The organism is Type-E symbiont of Plautia stali (assembly GCF_059731115.1).
On sequence record NZ_AP035906.1, the window covers coordinates 3,027,788 to 3,042,656 of the forward strand.

Here is a 14,869-nt window from a genome sequence, read left to right on the forward strand (position 1 = left end):
GTTAACGCAATTATTTTTTGCTTAGCGCTGCCAGACGATTTTGCTGATTTTCCAGCTTTTCAAGGTGTCGTCAGCCGGCATCAATCCCTCTGGTCCATGCCCTTCGCCGGTGTAGACATAAGAGATGTGCTGACTGCCCGGAGCACGGCACTCAACATCGCGCGCATCTAATCCGGTAGTGAGTTTGCAGTTGTCGAAGGCTTTGCTGAATTTGGCGCTAAACAGATCGCCAATCTTGCTGCCGTCTGCACTCTTTGCATCGGCATCCATCACTTCAACGCGTTCAACGCTGCTCTGGCCGTTGATCACCAGTTTCACTTTGCCATCTTCCAGCGCCTGCCAGAAATCAACCACCTGACCATTCTGCGTGCGCATACCCTGACGCAGCTGATAATCATTGTTTAACGCTTTACCGATCGCCGCTTCTGACATCGGGGTGGTGCTGCTTAAGCCTGCCACACCTTGTTCGGTCACGGTTAACGAGCCGCCAAACCAGTTCATTGGGTTTAATGCCGACCAGTGATAGCTGAGCGGGTTATACCAATGACTTTCGCTCGCGCTGGAGGCGGTAGAGGAACCTGAACTGGCGCAACCTGCCAGCATCATGGCGCTAACCAGCAGTGCGGGACGAACAACTTTCATGAATGCTCCTTGATCTCTTGTGCCGATTGGCGTGCCTGTTGGAGTCGCAAACCGGCAAAAAGTTTATTCGATGTGATGTTCCGGCAGAAAACAGTCGCGCAGGCGCTGATGGGTTTGCAGCCAGACCAGCGCCAGCAAGTCAAACAGAGTTAACAACAGCGGCAGCGGGGAATCAGGAAAAGCGCCTTGCCAAAGACCGTAGCCTTGCGACAGCAGACTGATTAACAACGACACACTCAACACATGTCGCCAGGTCTGCCACAGGCGCGGCCAGCGTTGACGATAGCCGGTCAACAGTAAGCCCATCGCCGCCGGAATGCCCAGCGCCAGGCCAATCCAAAAGCTCTGACGATCGGGATAGAACAGTGCCAGCAGATCATTGCCTTGCTGACAAGATGCGCCCGCCATCACCAGCAACAGCCAGGTGCGCGCCTGCAATAACAGAATCAGCCAGAAAAGAAACGGCAGCCGTAGCTGCCCTTTTGCATCGTATTCATCTGGCAAATATTTCAGCCCCATCATCGGCGGCTTAATATTCGCGGTCTTCGATTAAACGTTTACCCAGCAACACCGAATCCACCGGCTCGTAATCGAGTTTCTCGTAGAAGGCGAGAACCTGATCATTCTCTTCGCGCACCATCAGATTAATCTTCGGACAGCCACGCGCGATTAACTTTTTCTCCAGGCGATTCATCAGCGCATTAGCAAATCCGCGCCCCTGGTAATCGGGATGCACCGCCAGATAGTAGACTGACCCGCGATGTCCATCGTAGCCGCCCATAACCGTGCCGACCACTTCGCCGCCGACTTCCGCCACCAGAAAAAGCTCCGGATCGTGGTTCATTTTACGTTCGATATCCAGTTCCGGATCGTTCCACGGACGTAACAGATCGCAACGCTCCCAGAGCGTGATCACTTCTTCAAAATCTTCCTGGCGGAATGAGCGGATTTCCATCGGCGTTACCCTGCTATTAAGCACAATTCGCTGATTATCACGCATTCTTTGCCAGGCGCAACCCTCCCGCCGCGCAACGGTGGAAAAAAACGGCTAAATTGCTGTTAGTAACGTGTAATACAAAGTAATGCGCTGAAATGGTTGTGAAGTCGCCGCCAGGCAGTTGTTACGATATAACACTGGGCAGGATTTTCTGTCAGGGACCCCATTATGAGTAAAATTTCACTGCTGAAGCGGCTGACCAATCGCCGCCAGTTGATTCTCTCTGGCCTGGCGCTGGCGGTACTGTCACCGCGCGCGGTCATGGCGAAAGAAGAGAGCGCCGATTTGCGTGTTAGCAAAGGTCACACGCCGCCGAAACCGGCCACTAACGGCAAACGCATCGTGATGATCGACCCGGGCCACGGCGGCATTGATTCGGGCGCGGTGGGCGAAGAAGGTTCGGAAGAGAAGCACATCGTACTGGCAATCGCCAACACCGTGCGTACGCTGTTGCAAAATCACCCTAAAGTGGAAGTACGACTGACGCGAGAAAGCGATCACTTTATCCCGCTGTATCAACGCGTGGAGATCGCGCATCAGCACGGCGCTAACCTGTTTATGTCGATCCATGCTGATGGCTATACCAGCCCGGATGCCAACGGCGCGTCGGTATTCGCCCTGTCGAATCGCGGTGCCAGTAGCGCCATGGCGCGCTATATGTCACAGCGTGAAAACGATGCCGATAAAGTCGGCGGCGCGGAAGTGCAGGAGAAAGATAACTACCTGAACCAGATTCTGTTCGATCTGGTGCAAACGGACACTATCCGCAATAGTCTGACGCTGGGCAAACACGTCCTGGATCAGATTCGCCCGGTGCATCATCTGCACAGCCAGCACACCGAGCAGGCAGCGTTTGCGGTGTTGAAGTCACCTTCAATCCCGTCGGTGCTGGTCGAAACCTCGTTTATTACCAACCCGCGTGAAGAGCAATTGCTGGGCACCACCGCCTTCCGCCAGAAGATCGCCAGCGCGATTGCCGATGGCATCGTCAATTACTTCAACGAGTACGATCGTCGCCAGGCATAGCTTTTTCCTGTGGTAGAATCGCGGCAAATTTCCGGAACGAGTGACTCATGAGCAATCCCGATATTTCCCGCGTCAAAGCGTTTTTATTGACACTACAGGATGAAATTTGCGCCCAGCTGGCCGCTGCCGATGGTACAGCGACCTTCGCCGAAGATGACTGGCAGCGTCCAGGCGGCGGCGGCGGACGCAGCCGCGTTCTGCGCAACGGCGCGGTGTTTGAGCAGGCAGGCGTGAATTTTTCGCACGTGCACGGCGATCAGATGCCCGCCTCTGCCACCGCACATCGCCCTGAACTGGCCGGCCGCAGTTTTGAAGCGATGGGCGTGTCACTCGTCGTCCACCCGGAAAATCCGTACATCCCCACCAGTCATGCCAACGTGCGTTTCTTTATTGCCGAGAAGCCGGGTGCCGATCCCGTATGGTGGTTCGGCGGCGGTTTCGATCTCACGCCCTATTACGGTTTCGAAGAGGATGCGCTGCACTGGCATCAAACCGCGTTTGACCTGTGCCAGCCGTTTGGTGAAGACGTCTATCCGCGCTACAAAAAATGGTGTGACGACTATTTCCACCTCAAGCATCGTAATGAACAGCGCGGCATCGGCGGGCTGTTTTACGATGACCTGAATACGCCAGACTTTGATCACTGCTTCGATTTTATACAGGCAGTGGGCAAGGGTTATCTGGATGCCTATTTACCGATTGTCGCGAAGCGCAAGGCGCTGACATGGGGCGATCGCGAACGTCAGTTCCAGCTCTATCGTCGCGGGCGTTATGTCGAATTCAATCTGGTGTGGGATCGCGGCACGCTGTTCGGCCTGCAAACCGGCGGCCGCACCGAATCGATTTTGATGTCGATGCCGCCATTGGTGCGCTGGGAATATGATTATCAAACCGAAGCTGGCACGCCAGAAGCGGCACTCTACAGAGATTTCTTGCCGGTGAAGGATTGGCTGGGATTAGGTGAATAACCTTTTTTAATACAAGCAGGTGTTAATGCTGGTTGGTGGATCGTAAGGCAATGCCGTCTGGACTGCGGATAATGCTACCCTTAGCTGCTTGTAGGACCTAAATTTAACACTGTTTGAAGCTGCGTATTGGATCTGGTGATAACGCTGGCTGGAGCCGCTTGGGGACTGGCGGTCCTCGCGCCGCTGACGCGGTACCTTCACGCCGTTCGTCTGCCTTACGGAACGGCGGGGATGGCACATCCATGTGCCGCCCCGCCTTACGCCCGCGTCCTGCGGGCTATCCTGGCATTCTCACTCTGTTCAGCGCTGCGAAATGCCAGCCCCCAAGCGGCCCCAGCCTGCTACTAAACTCCATTACGTGCTGTTGAAAAGAGCCCCCTCTCCAGTCCATCGAGGCTTTTCGATGCAACGACAAATACGACTCGCGGCGTTCAGCATTTTGCTAAAAAGGGCACAAATGTTGATGGCCTTAGCCCCTCTGCTGCTGCAAGGGCTATCCGCAGCGCTGAGGCTTTTACGTTGGGCCAGGAGATCCACGCAGGGATGCGTGGATCAGTTCGGGGCCGACCAGGGATGGTCGATCCCCGAACGGTCCGTCGGCACGACGTGGAAGCCGAGGGCACCGCGTTAGCGGCGCGAGGACTGCCCGGCAGCAGCAGAGGGGCTAAGGCCCGCACCAACACCCTCCCTGGCCTTTAGCCCTTAACCACGTCATCACCTCACAACGGCTCGGTCTGCGCCTCCACTACCGCTAACGCCACCATATTCACAATGCGCCGAACCGATGCAATCCGCGTCAATACATGCACCGGCTTGCTGATCCCCATCAACACCGGCCCCACCGTCACGCCTTCCGAGCACGACACACGCAACAGGTTATAACTAATACGCGCCGCTTCCACGTTCGGCATAATCAGCAAATTAGCCGTGCCTTTCAGCGGACTGTCGGGCATCAGTTCACGGCGGATACTCTCCACCAACGCCGCATCGCCGTGCATCTCACCGTCGATCTCCAGTTCCGGCGCACGGCTTTGAATCAGCGCCAACGCCTCGCGCATTTTACGCGCCCCCGGCGCATTAGACGTGCCAAAGCTGGAGTGCGACAGCAGCGCCACGCGCGGTTCAATACCAAAGCGACGCACCGTTTCGGCCGCCAGCAATGTGATATCCGCCAACTGTTCCGCACTGGGATCTTCATTCACGTAAGTATCCGCAATAAAAGTATTCCCGCTCGGCAGCAGCAGCGCGTTCATTGCCCCAGCGACCTTCACGTCGTCGCGGAAACCAAACACCTTCTCCACCACATCGTAATGCTCGCGGTAATCGCCGATGGTGCCGCAAATTAACGCGTCAGCCTCCCCACGATGCACCATGATCGCGCCGATCAAGGTTGGATTGCCGATCACCGCGCGCTGAGCGGTTTCAGGCGTCACACCGCGCCGTTTCATGATCTGGTAATACTCGTTCCAGTACTCTTTAAAGCGCGGGTCGGACTCGTTATTGACGATCTCAAAATCCTTGCCCGCTTCAATCTTCAATCCTTGCTTCTGGATACGCATCGCAATCACATTTGGGCGACCAATCAGAATCGGCTTCGCCAGCCCCAGTGATACCAGCTCCTGCGTCGCATGCAGCACGCGCACCTCCTCCCCTTCGGCCATCACCACGCGTTTCGGATCTTTGCGTGCCTGCGAGAAAATCGGCTTCATAAACAGGTTGGTTTTATACAAAAATTCGGTGAGCTGCTCGCGATAGGCATCAAAGTCAGCGATGGGCCGCGTCGCCACGCCGGACTCCATCGCCGCTTGCGCCACAGCAGGCGCGATCTGCACAATCAAACGCGGATCGAACGGTTTCGGGATCAGATATTCCGGTCCAAAACTCAAATCCTGATCGTCGTAAGCTGATGCCACCACATCGCTCTGCTCGGCCTGTGCCAGCGCTGCAATCGCATGCACCGCCGCCAGTTTCATCTCTTCGTTAATTGCCGTGGCACCCACATCCAGCGCCCCGCGGAAAATAAACGGGAAACACAGCACGTTGTTCACCTGATTAGGGAAATCCGAGCGTCCGGTGCAGATAATCGCATCCGGCCGTACCTCTTTGGCCAGCGGCGGCATGATCTCCGGTTCGGGATTGGCGAGCGCCAGAATGAGTGGATTGGGTGCCATTTTCTTCACCATCTCTGGCGTCATCGCTTTCGGACCCGAGCAGCCAAGGAAGATGTCCGCACCGGCAATCACCTCATCCAGCGTACGCGCGCCTTTATCTTCTATGGCGTACTCGGCTTTGGTCGGCGTCATATTGGGTTCACGATCGCGGTAAATCACCCCTTTGGAATCACACACCACAATGTTGTGCTTCTGCATGCCGAGCGCCACCAGCAAATTCAGGCAGGCAATGGCTGATGCGCCCGCCCCAGACACCACCAGCCGCACATCTGAGATGGCCTTTTTCACGATGGTCAAACCGTTTAGCACCGCCGCAGTACAGATAATCGCGGTCCCGTGCTGATCATCGTGAAACACCGGAATCTTCATGCGCTCACGCAATTTCTGCTCAATGTAAAAGCACTCAGGCGCTTTGATATCTTCAAGGTTGATGCCGCCAAAGGTCGGCTCCAGCGCGGCAATCACCTCAATCAACTTATCCGGGTCCAGCTCATCCACTTCGATATCGAACACATCAATGCCGGCGAATTTCTTGAACAATACTCCTTTGCCTTCCATCACCGGCTTACCGGCCAGCGCACCGATATTGCCGAGACCGAGCACTGCCGTACCGTTCGAAATCACCGCCACCAGATTGCCGCGTGCGGTGTATTTGTGCGCCGCCAACGGATCGGCAGCAATCTCGAGGCAAGGTGCCGCCACACCCGGCGAATAGGCCAGCGCTAAATCACGCTGCGTCGCCAGCGGTTTGGTGGGGGAAACCTGAATTTTTCCGGGAGTGGGATATTGGTGGAAATCGAGCGCGCTTTGCTTGAGTTGATCGTCCATTTGGCATCCTTTGGCACGGCTGAAAAACCACCAGTATAGGAATCTGCGGCACAAAAGAGGGTGAAGGCGCTCAAAGAACGAGGGCACAGATTGCCACGGCTTCGCCTGCGGCTTTGGCGCAGCCTGCTATTCTTAATGTTGGCAAAACACGTAGCTGAACCGATCAGGCACCCCCTTCCGTGACAGATGCCCTTCAGCGCCACAATCAGAGAAAACGCATTTTCTTCGTGCAACGTCTGTAGCACTGTGTTGAGCCACGACTCAACAGGAAAGGGCACGACTCGTTTGCCCACATTATTGCTAATCAAGGAGTTAAGCGATGAACCAGCTAGATGCATTGAAACAGTTCACCACCGTGGTGGCGGACAGCGGCGACATCGAATCCATTCGCCATTACCACCCGGAAGACGCGACCACAAACCCTTCGTTGATCCTGAAAGCTGCCGGTCTCGATGCTTATAAACATCTGATTGATGACGCTATCGACTATGCGAAAAAACAGGGCGGCAGCAAAGAGACGCAAATCATCAACGCCAGTGACAAAGTGGCGATTAATCTCGGTATGGAAATTCTGAAAAGCGTACCGGGCCGTGTTTCGACCGAAGTGGATGCGCGCCTCTCCTTCGATCGTGGCATGTGTGTCACCAAAGCGGAGAAACTGGTACGGATGTATGAAGAGAACGGCATTGATCGTTCGCGCATCCTGATCAAACTGGCCTCAACCTGGGAAGGGATCAAAGCCGCTGAAGAACTGGAGAAGAACGGTATCCAGTGTAACCTGACGCTGCTGTTCTCCTTTGCGCAGGCGCGTGCCTGTGCCGAAGCGGGCGTGTTCCTGATCTCCCCGTTTGTCGGCCGTATTTATGACTGGTACAACTCACGCAAACCGCTCGACCCGTACGTGGTGGATGAAGATCCTGGCGTGAAATCCGTGCGTCGTATCTACGATTACTACAAGAAGCATCGTTATAGCACCGTGATCATGGGTGCCAGCTTCCGTAAAGTGGAGCAGATTCAGGCGCTGGCCGGTTGTGACCGCCTGACCATCTCCCCTAACCTGCTGGAAGAGCTGGCGAACAGCGATGCGCCACTGGAGCGCAAACTGGAACCTTCAACCGAAGGTTTCCACCAGCCTGCATCGCTCTCCGAAGCGGAGTTCCGCTGGGAACATAACCAGGATCCAATGGCGGTGGAAAAACTGTCTGACGGCATCCGTCAATTCGCCATTGACCAGCAGAAGCTGGAAGATGTGCTGGCTTCTCGCCTGTAAATCACCACTCTTTTCATGTCGGACGGGCGTCTGCCCGTCCTCATTTGCCCAATCATAAGGGAGAACCCTATGTCTTCACGCAAAGAGTTGGCTAACGCGATTCGTGCTTTAAGTATGGATGCGGTACAAAAAGCAAATTCCGGTCACCCCGGTATGCCGATGGGAATGGCCGATATCGCCGAAGTGCTGTGGCGCGATGTCCTCAAACATAACCCTAACAACCCGGCCTGGGCCGACCGCGACCGCTTTATCCTCTCCAATGGCCACGGTTCGATGCTGCTTTATAGCCTGCTGCACCTCACGGGTTATGACCTGCCGATGGAAGAGTTGAAAAATTTCCGCCAGCTGCATTCGAAAACGCCGGGCCACCCGGAAATTGGCTACACACCAGGCGTGGAAACCACCACCGGTCCACTGGGACAAGGTTTAGCCAATGCGGTGGGCATGGCGATTGCTGAGCGTACGCTTGCGGCACAGTTTAACCGTCCTGGGCACGATATCGTCGATCACCACACTTATGTCTTCATGGGTGATGGCTGTCTGATGGAAGGGATTTCCCATGAGGTCAGCTCGCTGGCGGGAACGCTGGGTCTCGGCAAACTGATTGGTTTCTACGATCACAACGGCATCTCGATTGATGGTGAAACCGAAGGCTGGTTCACCGATGACACCCATAAACGCTTCGAAGCCTATAACTGGCACGTGGTCGGCAGTGCGGAAGGTATTGATGGTCACGATCCTGAAGCGATTGCGGCGGCGATTAAAGAAGCGCAGAGCGTCACCGACAAGCCTTCGCTGATTATCTGCCGCACGGTCATTGGTTTTGGGTCGCCGAATAAAGCCGGTAAAGAAGAGTCACATGGCGCCGCGCTGGGCGAGCAGGAAGTGGCGTTGACCCGCCAAAAACTCGGCTGGCACCATCCGGCGTTTGAAATCCCGAAAGAGATTTATCAACAGTGGGATGCCAAAGAAGCCGGCAGCCAGCGTGAGAAAGCCTGGGATGAGAAATTTGCGGCCTATAAGTCTGCACATCCGGACCTTGCCGCCGAGTTCAGCCGTCGTCTGGATGGCGGTATGCCCGCACAATGGAGTGAGGCGACTCAGGCGTTTGTTGATGAGTTGCAGGCCAATCCGCAAAAAATCGCCAGCCGTAAAGCGTCGCAAAACACGCTGGAAGTCTACGGCAAGCTGCTGCCAGAGTTGTTGGGTGGCTCTGCTGACCTCGCGCCGAGTAACCTCACCATCTGGTCGGGTTCGAAATCGATTAAAGAAGATATCGCCGGTAACTACATCCACTACGGCGTGCGCGAATTTGGTATGACGGCAATTGGCAACGGTATTGCCCATCACGGCGGCTTTATTCCCTATACTGCCACCTTCCTGATGTTTGTTGAGTACGCGCGTAATGCGGTGCGCATGGCGGCGCTGATGAAAGCGCGTCAGGTGCTGGTGTATACCCATGACTCGATTGGTCTGGGCGAAGATGGCCCAACGCACCAGCCGGTGGAACAGCTCGCCAGCCTGCGCGTAACGCCGAATATGAGCGTCTGGCGTCCGTGCGATCAGGTGGAAACCGCTGTAGCGTGGAAAGCCGCTGTTGAGCGCCATCATGGCCCGACCGCGCTGATTCTATCGCGCCAAAATCTGCTGCAGCCCGAACGCAGCAAAGCACAGGTAGCGGATATCGCCAAAGGGGGCTATGTGCTGCAGGATTGCGCGGGCACGCCAGAAGCGATCATCATCGCCACCGGTTCTGAGATTGAAATCGCGCTGGGCGCGGCGGATAAACTCGGTGCCAGCGGCCACAAGGTGCGCGTGGTGTCTCTGCCCTGCACCGACGTGTTCGACAAGCAGGATGCAGCCTACCGCGAATCGGTGCTGCCCTCCGGCGTAAAAGCGCGCGTGGCGGTAGAAGCAGGTATCGCCGATTACTGGTTCAAGTATGTCGGCCTGGATGGCGCGATTGTCGGCATGACCACCTTCGGTGAGTCTGCACCGGCAGGCAAGCTGTTCCCGGAATTTGGCTTTACGGTGGAAAATATCGTGAGCCATACCGAAGCATTACTCAAGCCGCACTAATCGATCCGGCCCTGCGTCTTTTGACGTAAGGGCCGTTTTTTGATCACAGCCTGATACAGAAAAAAATCCTCCCTTCCCTCTTCACGCCTCGCACAAACTGATTACTATAAGCTTTCCTCCGAATCCTGTTGCGGACGCTTTCCCGTTGAAAAAACGTACTCCTTTTTTACTGGCCTTAATGGTTTCAGTGCTTACATTAAAAAGCATGGCGCAGACGGTAGCCGATCCGCTGCTGGCCTCGCAGATCGTTGATCGTTATGCCGAGCATATCTTCTATGGCAGCGGCGCAACCGGCATGGCGCTGGTGGCGATTGATGGCAATCAGCGCGTATTTGCCAGCTTTGGCGATACCAGCCCTGGCAATAACGTGCGCCCTCAGCTCGATTCCGTGATTCGCATCGCCTCGCTGAGCAAATTGATGACCAGCGAAGTGATGGTCAAAATGGCGGAACGCGGACAGATTCGCCTTGATGACCCGTTGAGCAAGTATGCTCCGGCTGGCGCACGCGTCCCGAATTACAACGGTCAGCCGATTCGCCTGATCAACCTCGCGACTCATACCGGCAGCCTGCCGCGTGAGCAGCCGGGCGGCAAACCGCATCGTCCCGTGTTTGTCTGGCCAACCAAAGCCGATCGCTGGCAGTGGCTGCAGGGTGCGCAATTGAAAGCCACGCCGGGAACACAAGCCTCCTATTCCAACCTCGGCTTTGACCTGCTGAGTGATGCACTGTCGAAAGCGGCAGGCACGCCTTATCCCGCCCTGCTGCAACAGCTGGTGACGCGTCCGCTGGGAATGAAAGACACCACCTTTACGCCATCCCCCGATCAGTGCCAGCGCCTGATGATCCCTGAGAAAGGGGCCAGCCCGTGCAATAACACCCTGGCGGCAATTGGCAGCGGTGGCGTGTATTCAACGCCGGATGATATGGGCCGCTGGATGCAGCAATTCCTCAACTCGGCGGTTAATCACCGCACGCCGCAGGTTGATCGTCTGCAAACGCTGATCTATCGCCGTGACCAGTTGACCAAAGTGGAAGGTATGGATGTGCCTGGCCGTGCCGATGCCTTAGGCATGGGCTGGGTGTATATGGGGCCAAAAGAGGGACGTCCAGGGATTATCGAAAAAACCGGCGGCGGCGGCGGCTTTATTACTTACATGGCGATGGTGCCACAGAATAACGTCGGAGTATTTGTGGTGGTGACGCGTTCACCGCTGTCACGCTTCACACCGATGAGCGATGGCGTGAATAATCTGTTGGCGGAGTTGGTGGGCAATCAAAATGGCTCACCGATGATGATCAATGCCATACCTTCCCCCTAGATAGTTCGTGATGCAGAAAGGCGGCAATTGAATGAATCCCCAGGAGCTTACATCAGTAAGTGACTGGGGTGAATGAAAACAGCCAACGCATCTGCAGTGCGAATTATGACGGGGGCTGGCTGACCCACAGCGTGGGCCATTTATCACTGCTATGCCATGCGTCACAGGTTTTCTCTTCAGCATACTCTGCCAGCACAAAGTCATTTCCGTCGAACTGCCAACGCGTGGCGACACCACAATCTCCCAGACCGCGGCCTTTACTGAAGGTGTAAAGCAAACCGCTGCTGGCATCGAATTCAGCGTTCACCAACTCCATCTGATTGTCACTGCGTCCAGGTGGCGTGAATGGCAAGGTCAACGTCAGCCCGCGAGCAACGTAAGGCTGGCTACGCGTCACCTCAAAGGCCAAATCAATCACGTTATAGGCACCGGCTTCACAACTGATCAAAAGCAGCGCTTTGGTGTCGGTGAGCGGCGCTACACTCACTTCACGTCTCAGCGGATCGAGCGAACAGTTGTCGGTGTTAACCCGCCAGGTACCGTAATCAATTAACCCGCTGGTTTCTTCCTGAGTTAACGGCGCTGGCTGCGGTAAGCGAGCGGGCAGTTGCGGTACCTGCGGCACAGGGAGAACGTCCGATGGCGCGCGATCGCCCCGCTTCACCCAGGCGCTGGCACCATTTACCCGCCCCTGAACATCATCCATCAACAATAGCGCCGCTTTCATGCCGCTGAGTGGGATAGTGGCTTTCGCCTGATAGGTCAGTTGCAGAGTATGGGCATCCAGCGTTTGCGCCAGAAATTCGTCGATGGCGATGGCATTACTGGTGGCGAGATGGTGTGGCTCCACGCTCCAATGTTTGAGGTCTGGCGTCAGGCGACGTTGATCCAGCAGCAAATTTTCCTTCAGCGGTCCGCCGGGCAGCTCTCCGCTGTACGCGCTGCCGTAATCAATACGCAGCAGCGGGCGATCGTTAACGCCAGCGCCACGTGAAAGGGTCATCACTAATCCGTTGTCCCCCGGAAAGCTGCGTGCCACGCAAAAAGCCGCGTTGTTACAGGTGAGCTGCCAGTCAGAAAATGACTTTTGCAGTGGCTCAGCCTGAACGCACGCGACAAACACAAAGGGCAATAAAAGCAGCGACTTCATCCAATAAGACATCAAAAAAAAGGTCCCCAAATTCCCTGAAAAGAAATCATAGCGTAACGACAACGTGGTCAGCGGGCCGAAACTGTGAGCTGGCCCTAAAAGCGGTACTAACTGCTGAAAAAGCCGTCGCCTGAGGGCGATCTAAGGCTGGAGAAGCAAGAATTCCATCATCCATTTCGACTGATTTCCGCTCAATCGGATTCGTCGGACTGTGGAGTGATGATTATCTGAAAGCGTGCTCATGGCTCAAACATCTGTTTGATCGACGTCATACCCTCAGAGGCGGTTTAGCTAAAAACAATTTAGCTCACATCACAAATCGGTCAAATACACACAAACGGTCATACTCGGTCATGATAAGGTGTTTTCATACGGTAATAATTGTTTGCTACCGATCCCCCGATTTAGCGCTAACACGCGTGTTTATGTGAATCAGATCTCTATTACATGAAAAATAGATATCTCATTTACATAAAAATTTAACCCATATCACTCTAACGTCGCCGGGCATTTTGACCACTGCGGACTCGTGCGCAGTCCACATTTTCCCGCTGCGGTATCCAGTACTTTATAGCCATCGGAGGGAAGTCATGTTGCCGATTGAAAGACAGCAGCGAATTATTGACGAACTAAATTTAAATGGTCGGGTTATTGTCGCTGAATTAGTCACGTTGTGTCAGGTTTCGCAAGAAACGATTCGTCGTGATTTAACTCAGCTGGAGAAACGTGGGCTGTTGCAACGTAGCCACGGCGGTGCAGTACCAGCAAAACGACAAGCCGCTAACATTCAGGGGAATACGAGGGGTGTTAACGAGTATGAATTATCTTTCCGCCAGCGCATGAATGAACATGTAGATGCAAAGATGGCAATAGCCAAACGTGCACTCGATTTCATCAGCCCCGGCGATTGTATATTACTCGACAGTAGCACCACTTGCTGGTATTTGGCGCGACAGCTACCGGATATTGAATTAACGGTATTAACCAACTCTATCAGAATTGTGCAAACCCTTGCGGCGCGCGGCAGTATCCGCACCATCTGTCTGGGGGGAGAATATTCTGACCGTTATGAAGATTTCCACGGTGTTGTCGCTGAACAGCCTTTACGGGAATTTCAGATCAATAAGATCTTTTTTTCCTGTAGCAGTTTAGGCAATGACGGTTATTTACGTGAAGGTAACGAAAACAACGCACATTTAAAACAACAGATGTTACTGGCAGCAGAAAGAAAACATCTGCTGCTGGATGCCAGTAAATTCCTGCGGCCCTCATTCGCGCGTATTTGTCATTATCGCGATGTGGACTTTCTCATCACTGACCAATTAAAAGACAAAGAGCTGGAACAAGAATTAGCCTGGAACGGCGTCAATATTATTGATTGCTCACAGCGCAACAATTCAATGCAGCTTATAAAAAATTAATCCGGAGTCTTTATGAAAAAACATCTTATCGCCTGTTCTCTGCTTGCTCTGTTTGCCGCTACCGGCGCGCACGCTGCTGACAAATTACGCATGGGCATCGTGGTGAAAATTGGCGGTATTCCATGGTTCAACGCCATGGAAGTGGGCATCAAGAGTGAAGCGGCGAAACGCGGCATTGATGCATGGATGGTAGGCCCAACCGCCGCCGACCCTGCCCTGCAGGTGCGTGCGATTGAAGATTTGATTGCGCAGAAAGTCGACATCATCGGCGTAGTGCCGAATGACCCGAAAGTTCTGGAACCGGTACTGAAACGTGCACGTGAAGCCGGCATTCAGGTGATCACCCACGAATCACCGGATCAGAAAGGCGCGAACTGGGACTTCGAACTGGTGGATGCCCCGACACACGGCATCAACCATATGAAAGCACTGGCGAAATGCATGCATGAAGAGGGCAAATACGCCATGTACGTCGGCAGCCTGACCGTGCCACTGCATCAACAGTGGACCGATGCCGCGCTGAACTACCAGAAAGAGCACTATCCAAAAATGCAGATGGTGACCGACAAGTTCGGCGTCGGCGAATCGCTGGATGACTCCATCCGTACCACCAACGAGTTGATGTCCAAGTACCCGGATCTGAAAGGCATTATGGCGTTCGGTTCACAGGGCCCAATCGGTGCTGGTCGTGCAGTGATGAACCGCAACAAGATTGATCAGGTGTGCGTCATTGGCGCCTTCAGCCCAGGCCAGGGTGCTTCGCTGGTGCAGCGTGGCGCGATCAAAGGCGGCTACATCTGGAACCCGCAAACCGCTGGCGAAGTGTTCGTACGTATCGCCGACATGATGCAGAAGAAAGAGCCGATCACCGACGGTATGACCATCGACGGTCTGGGCAAAGTGAAAGTTGACGAGGCGACCCACACCATCCTCGGTAACAACACCGAAAGCCTGGATAAAGAAAACCTGCCAAAACTGGTGAAAATGGGGCTGTAA

The 14,869-nt window shown here is 54.7% G+C and carries 12 protein-coding genes; 7 read left to right on the top strand and 5 right to left on the bottom strand.

Annotated elements, in window-relative coordinates:
- Nucleotides 1–21: 21 nt before the first annotated feature.
- The 3 genes from AC6I8L_RS13945 to AC6I8L_RS13955 form a co-directional block, all read right to left on the bottom strand.
- Nucleotides 22–642 (bottom strand): RpoE-regulated lipoprotein, encoded by a 621-nt coding sequence (locus AC6I8L_RS13945; RefSeq protein ID WP_058959077.1) that lies wholly within the window; start codon nt 640–642, stop codon nt 22–24.
- A 63-nt stretch (nt 643–705) separates the two neighbouring features.
- Complete coding sequence (locus AC6I8L_RS13950) at nt 706–1,164, bottom strand: DUF2919 domain-containing protein (RefSeq protein ID WP_153012247.1); 459 nt, start codon at nt 1,162–1,164, stop codon at nt 706–708.
- Nucleotides 1,165–1,171: 7 nt separating this feature from the next.
- A complete protein-coding gene (locus tag AC6I8L_RS13955; protein ID WP_034825851.1) occupies nt 1,172–1,597 on the bottom strand; it encodes a GNAT family acetyltransferase in 426 nt (141 codons plus the stop codon).
- A 210-nt stretch (nt 1,598–1,807) separates the two neighbouring features.
- Here AC6I8L_RS13955 and amiA point away from each other — a divergent pair, with 210 nt between their 5' ends.
- Nucleotides 1,808–2,665, top strand: a complete 858-nt coding sequence (amiA, locus tag AC6I8L_RS13960; RefSeq protein ID WP_034825849.1) for an N-acetylmuramoyl-L-alanine amidase AmiA — start codon at nt 1,808–1,810, stop codon at nt 2,663–2,665.
- Between the two features lie 47 nt (nt 2,666–2,712).
- Nucleotides 2,713–3,633, top strand: a complete 921-nt coding sequence (gene hemF / locus AC6I8L_RS13965; RefSeq protein WP_058959079.1) for an oxygen-dependent coproporphyrinogen oxidase — start codon at nt 2,713–2,715, stop codon at nt 3,631–3,633.
- Between the two features lie 719 nt (nt 3,634–4,352).
- On the opposite strand, the gene maeB is transcribed toward hemF, so the two are convergent.
- Nucleotides 4,353–6,632 (bottom strand): NADP-dependent oxaloacetate-decarboxylating malate dehydrogenase, encoded by a 2,280-nt coding sequence (gene maeB, locus AC6I8L_RS13970; protein ID WP_058959081.1) that lies wholly within the window; start codon nt 6,630–6,632, stop codon nt 4,353–4,355.
- A 319-nt stretch (nt 6,633–6,951) separates the two neighbouring features.
- Between maeB and tal the strand changes: the two genes are divergently transcribed.
- From tal to ampH, 3 genes are all read left to right on the top strand, one after another.
- Nucleotides 6,952–7,902: a transaldolase gene (gene tal / locus AC6I8L_RS13975; RefSeq protein ID WP_058959082.1), complete on the top strand. Its 951-nt coding sequence runs from the start codon at nt 6,952–6,954 to the stop codon at nt 7,900–7,902.
- 69 nt (nt 7,903–7,971) lie between these two features.
- A complete protein-coding gene (gene tkt, locus AC6I8L_RS13980; protein ID WP_058959083.1) occupies nt 7,972–9,981 on the top strand; it encodes a transketolase in 2,010 nt (669 codons plus the stop codon).
- Nucleotides 9,982–10,126: 145 nt separating this feature from the next.
- Nucleotides 10,127–11,302 carry a D-alanyl-D-alanine-carboxypeptidase/endopeptidase AmpH gene (gene ampH, locus AC6I8L_RS13985; protein ID WP_058959084.1) on the top strand — a complete coding sequence of 392 codons (1,176 nt, stop codon included), beginning with the start codon at nt 10,127–10,129 and terminating at the stop codon, nt 11,300–11,302.
- Between the two features lie 103 nt (nt 11,303–11,405).
- Here the strand turns inward: ampH and AC6I8L_RS13990 are convergent, their stop codons facing one another.
- Complete coding sequence (locus AC6I8L_RS13990) at nt 11,406–12,464, bottom strand: DUF1176 domain-containing protein (protein WP_058959085.1); 1,059 nt, start codon at nt 12,462–12,464, stop codon at nt 11,406–11,408.
- Between the two features lie 578 nt (nt 12,465–13,042).
- Between AC6I8L_RS13990 and AC6I8L_RS13995 the strand changes: the two genes are divergently transcribed.
- Together AC6I8L_RS13995 and AC6I8L_RS14000 are read left to right on the top strand one after the other, a co-directional pair.
- Nucleotides 13,043–13,873, top strand: coding sequence for a DeoR/GlpR family DNA-binding transcription regulator (locus AC6I8L_RS13995; RefSeq protein ID WP_034825836.1), 831 nt, complete (start codon nt 13,043–13,045; stop codon nt 13,871–13,873).
- A 12-nt stretch (nt 13,874–13,885) separates the two neighbouring features.
- The gene (locus tag AC6I8L_RS14000) at nt 13,886–14,869 is read left to right on the top strand and encodes a substrate-binding domain-containing protein (protein WP_058959086.1); all 984 of its coding nucleotides are present in this window, start codon (nt 13,886–13,888) and stop codon (nt 14,867–14,869) included.

What these genes read in the sequence shown, in the direction of transcription:
- AC6I8L_RS14000 (WP_058959086.1), top strand. Translation starts at nt 13,886, where the DNA reads ATGAAAAAACATCTTATCGCCTGTTCTCTGCTTGCTCTGTTTGCCGCT.
- tal (WP_058959082.1), top strand. Translation starts at nt 6,952, where the DNA reads ATGAACCAGCTAGATGCATTGAAACAGTTCACCACCGTGGTGGCGGAC.
- hemF (WP_058959079.1), top strand. Translation starts at nt 2,713, where the DNA reads ATGAGCAATCCCGATATTTCCCGCGTCAAAGCGTTTTTATTGACACTA.
- maeB (WP_058959081.1), bottom strand. Translation starts at nt 6,632, where the DNA reads ATGGACGATCAACTCAAGCAAAGCGCGCTCGATTTCCACCAATATCCC.
- AC6I8L_RS13945 (WP_058959077.1), bottom strand. Translation starts at nt 642, where the DNA reads ATGAAAGTTGTTCGTCCCGCACTGCTGGTTAGCGCCATGATGCTGGCA.
- AC6I8L_RS13955 (WP_034825851.1), bottom strand. Translation starts at nt 1,597, where the DNA reads ATGGAAATCCGCTCATTCCGCCAGGAAGATTTTGAAGAAGTGATCACG.
- AC6I8L_RS13990 (WP_058959085.1), bottom strand. Translation starts at nt 12,464, where the DNA reads ATGTCTTATTGGATGAAGTCGCTGCTTTTATTGCCCTTTGTGTTTGTC.
- AC6I8L_RS13950 (WP_153012247.1), bottom strand. Translation starts at nt 1,164, where the DNA reads ATGATGGGGCTGAAATATTTGCCAGATGAATACGATGCAAAAGGGCAG.
- tkt (WP_058959083.1), top strand. Translation starts at nt 7,972, where the DNA reads ATGTCTTCACGCAAAGAGTTGGCTAACGCGATTCGTGCTTTAAGTATG.
- amiA (WP_034825849.1), top strand. Translation starts at nt 1,808, where the DNA reads ATGAGTAAAATTTCACTGCTGAAGCGGCTGACCAATCGCCGCCAGTTG.
- AC6I8L_RS13995 (WP_034825836.1), top strand. Translation starts at nt 13,043, where the DNA reads ATGTTGCCGATTGAAAGACAGCAGCGAATTATTGACGAACTAAATTTA.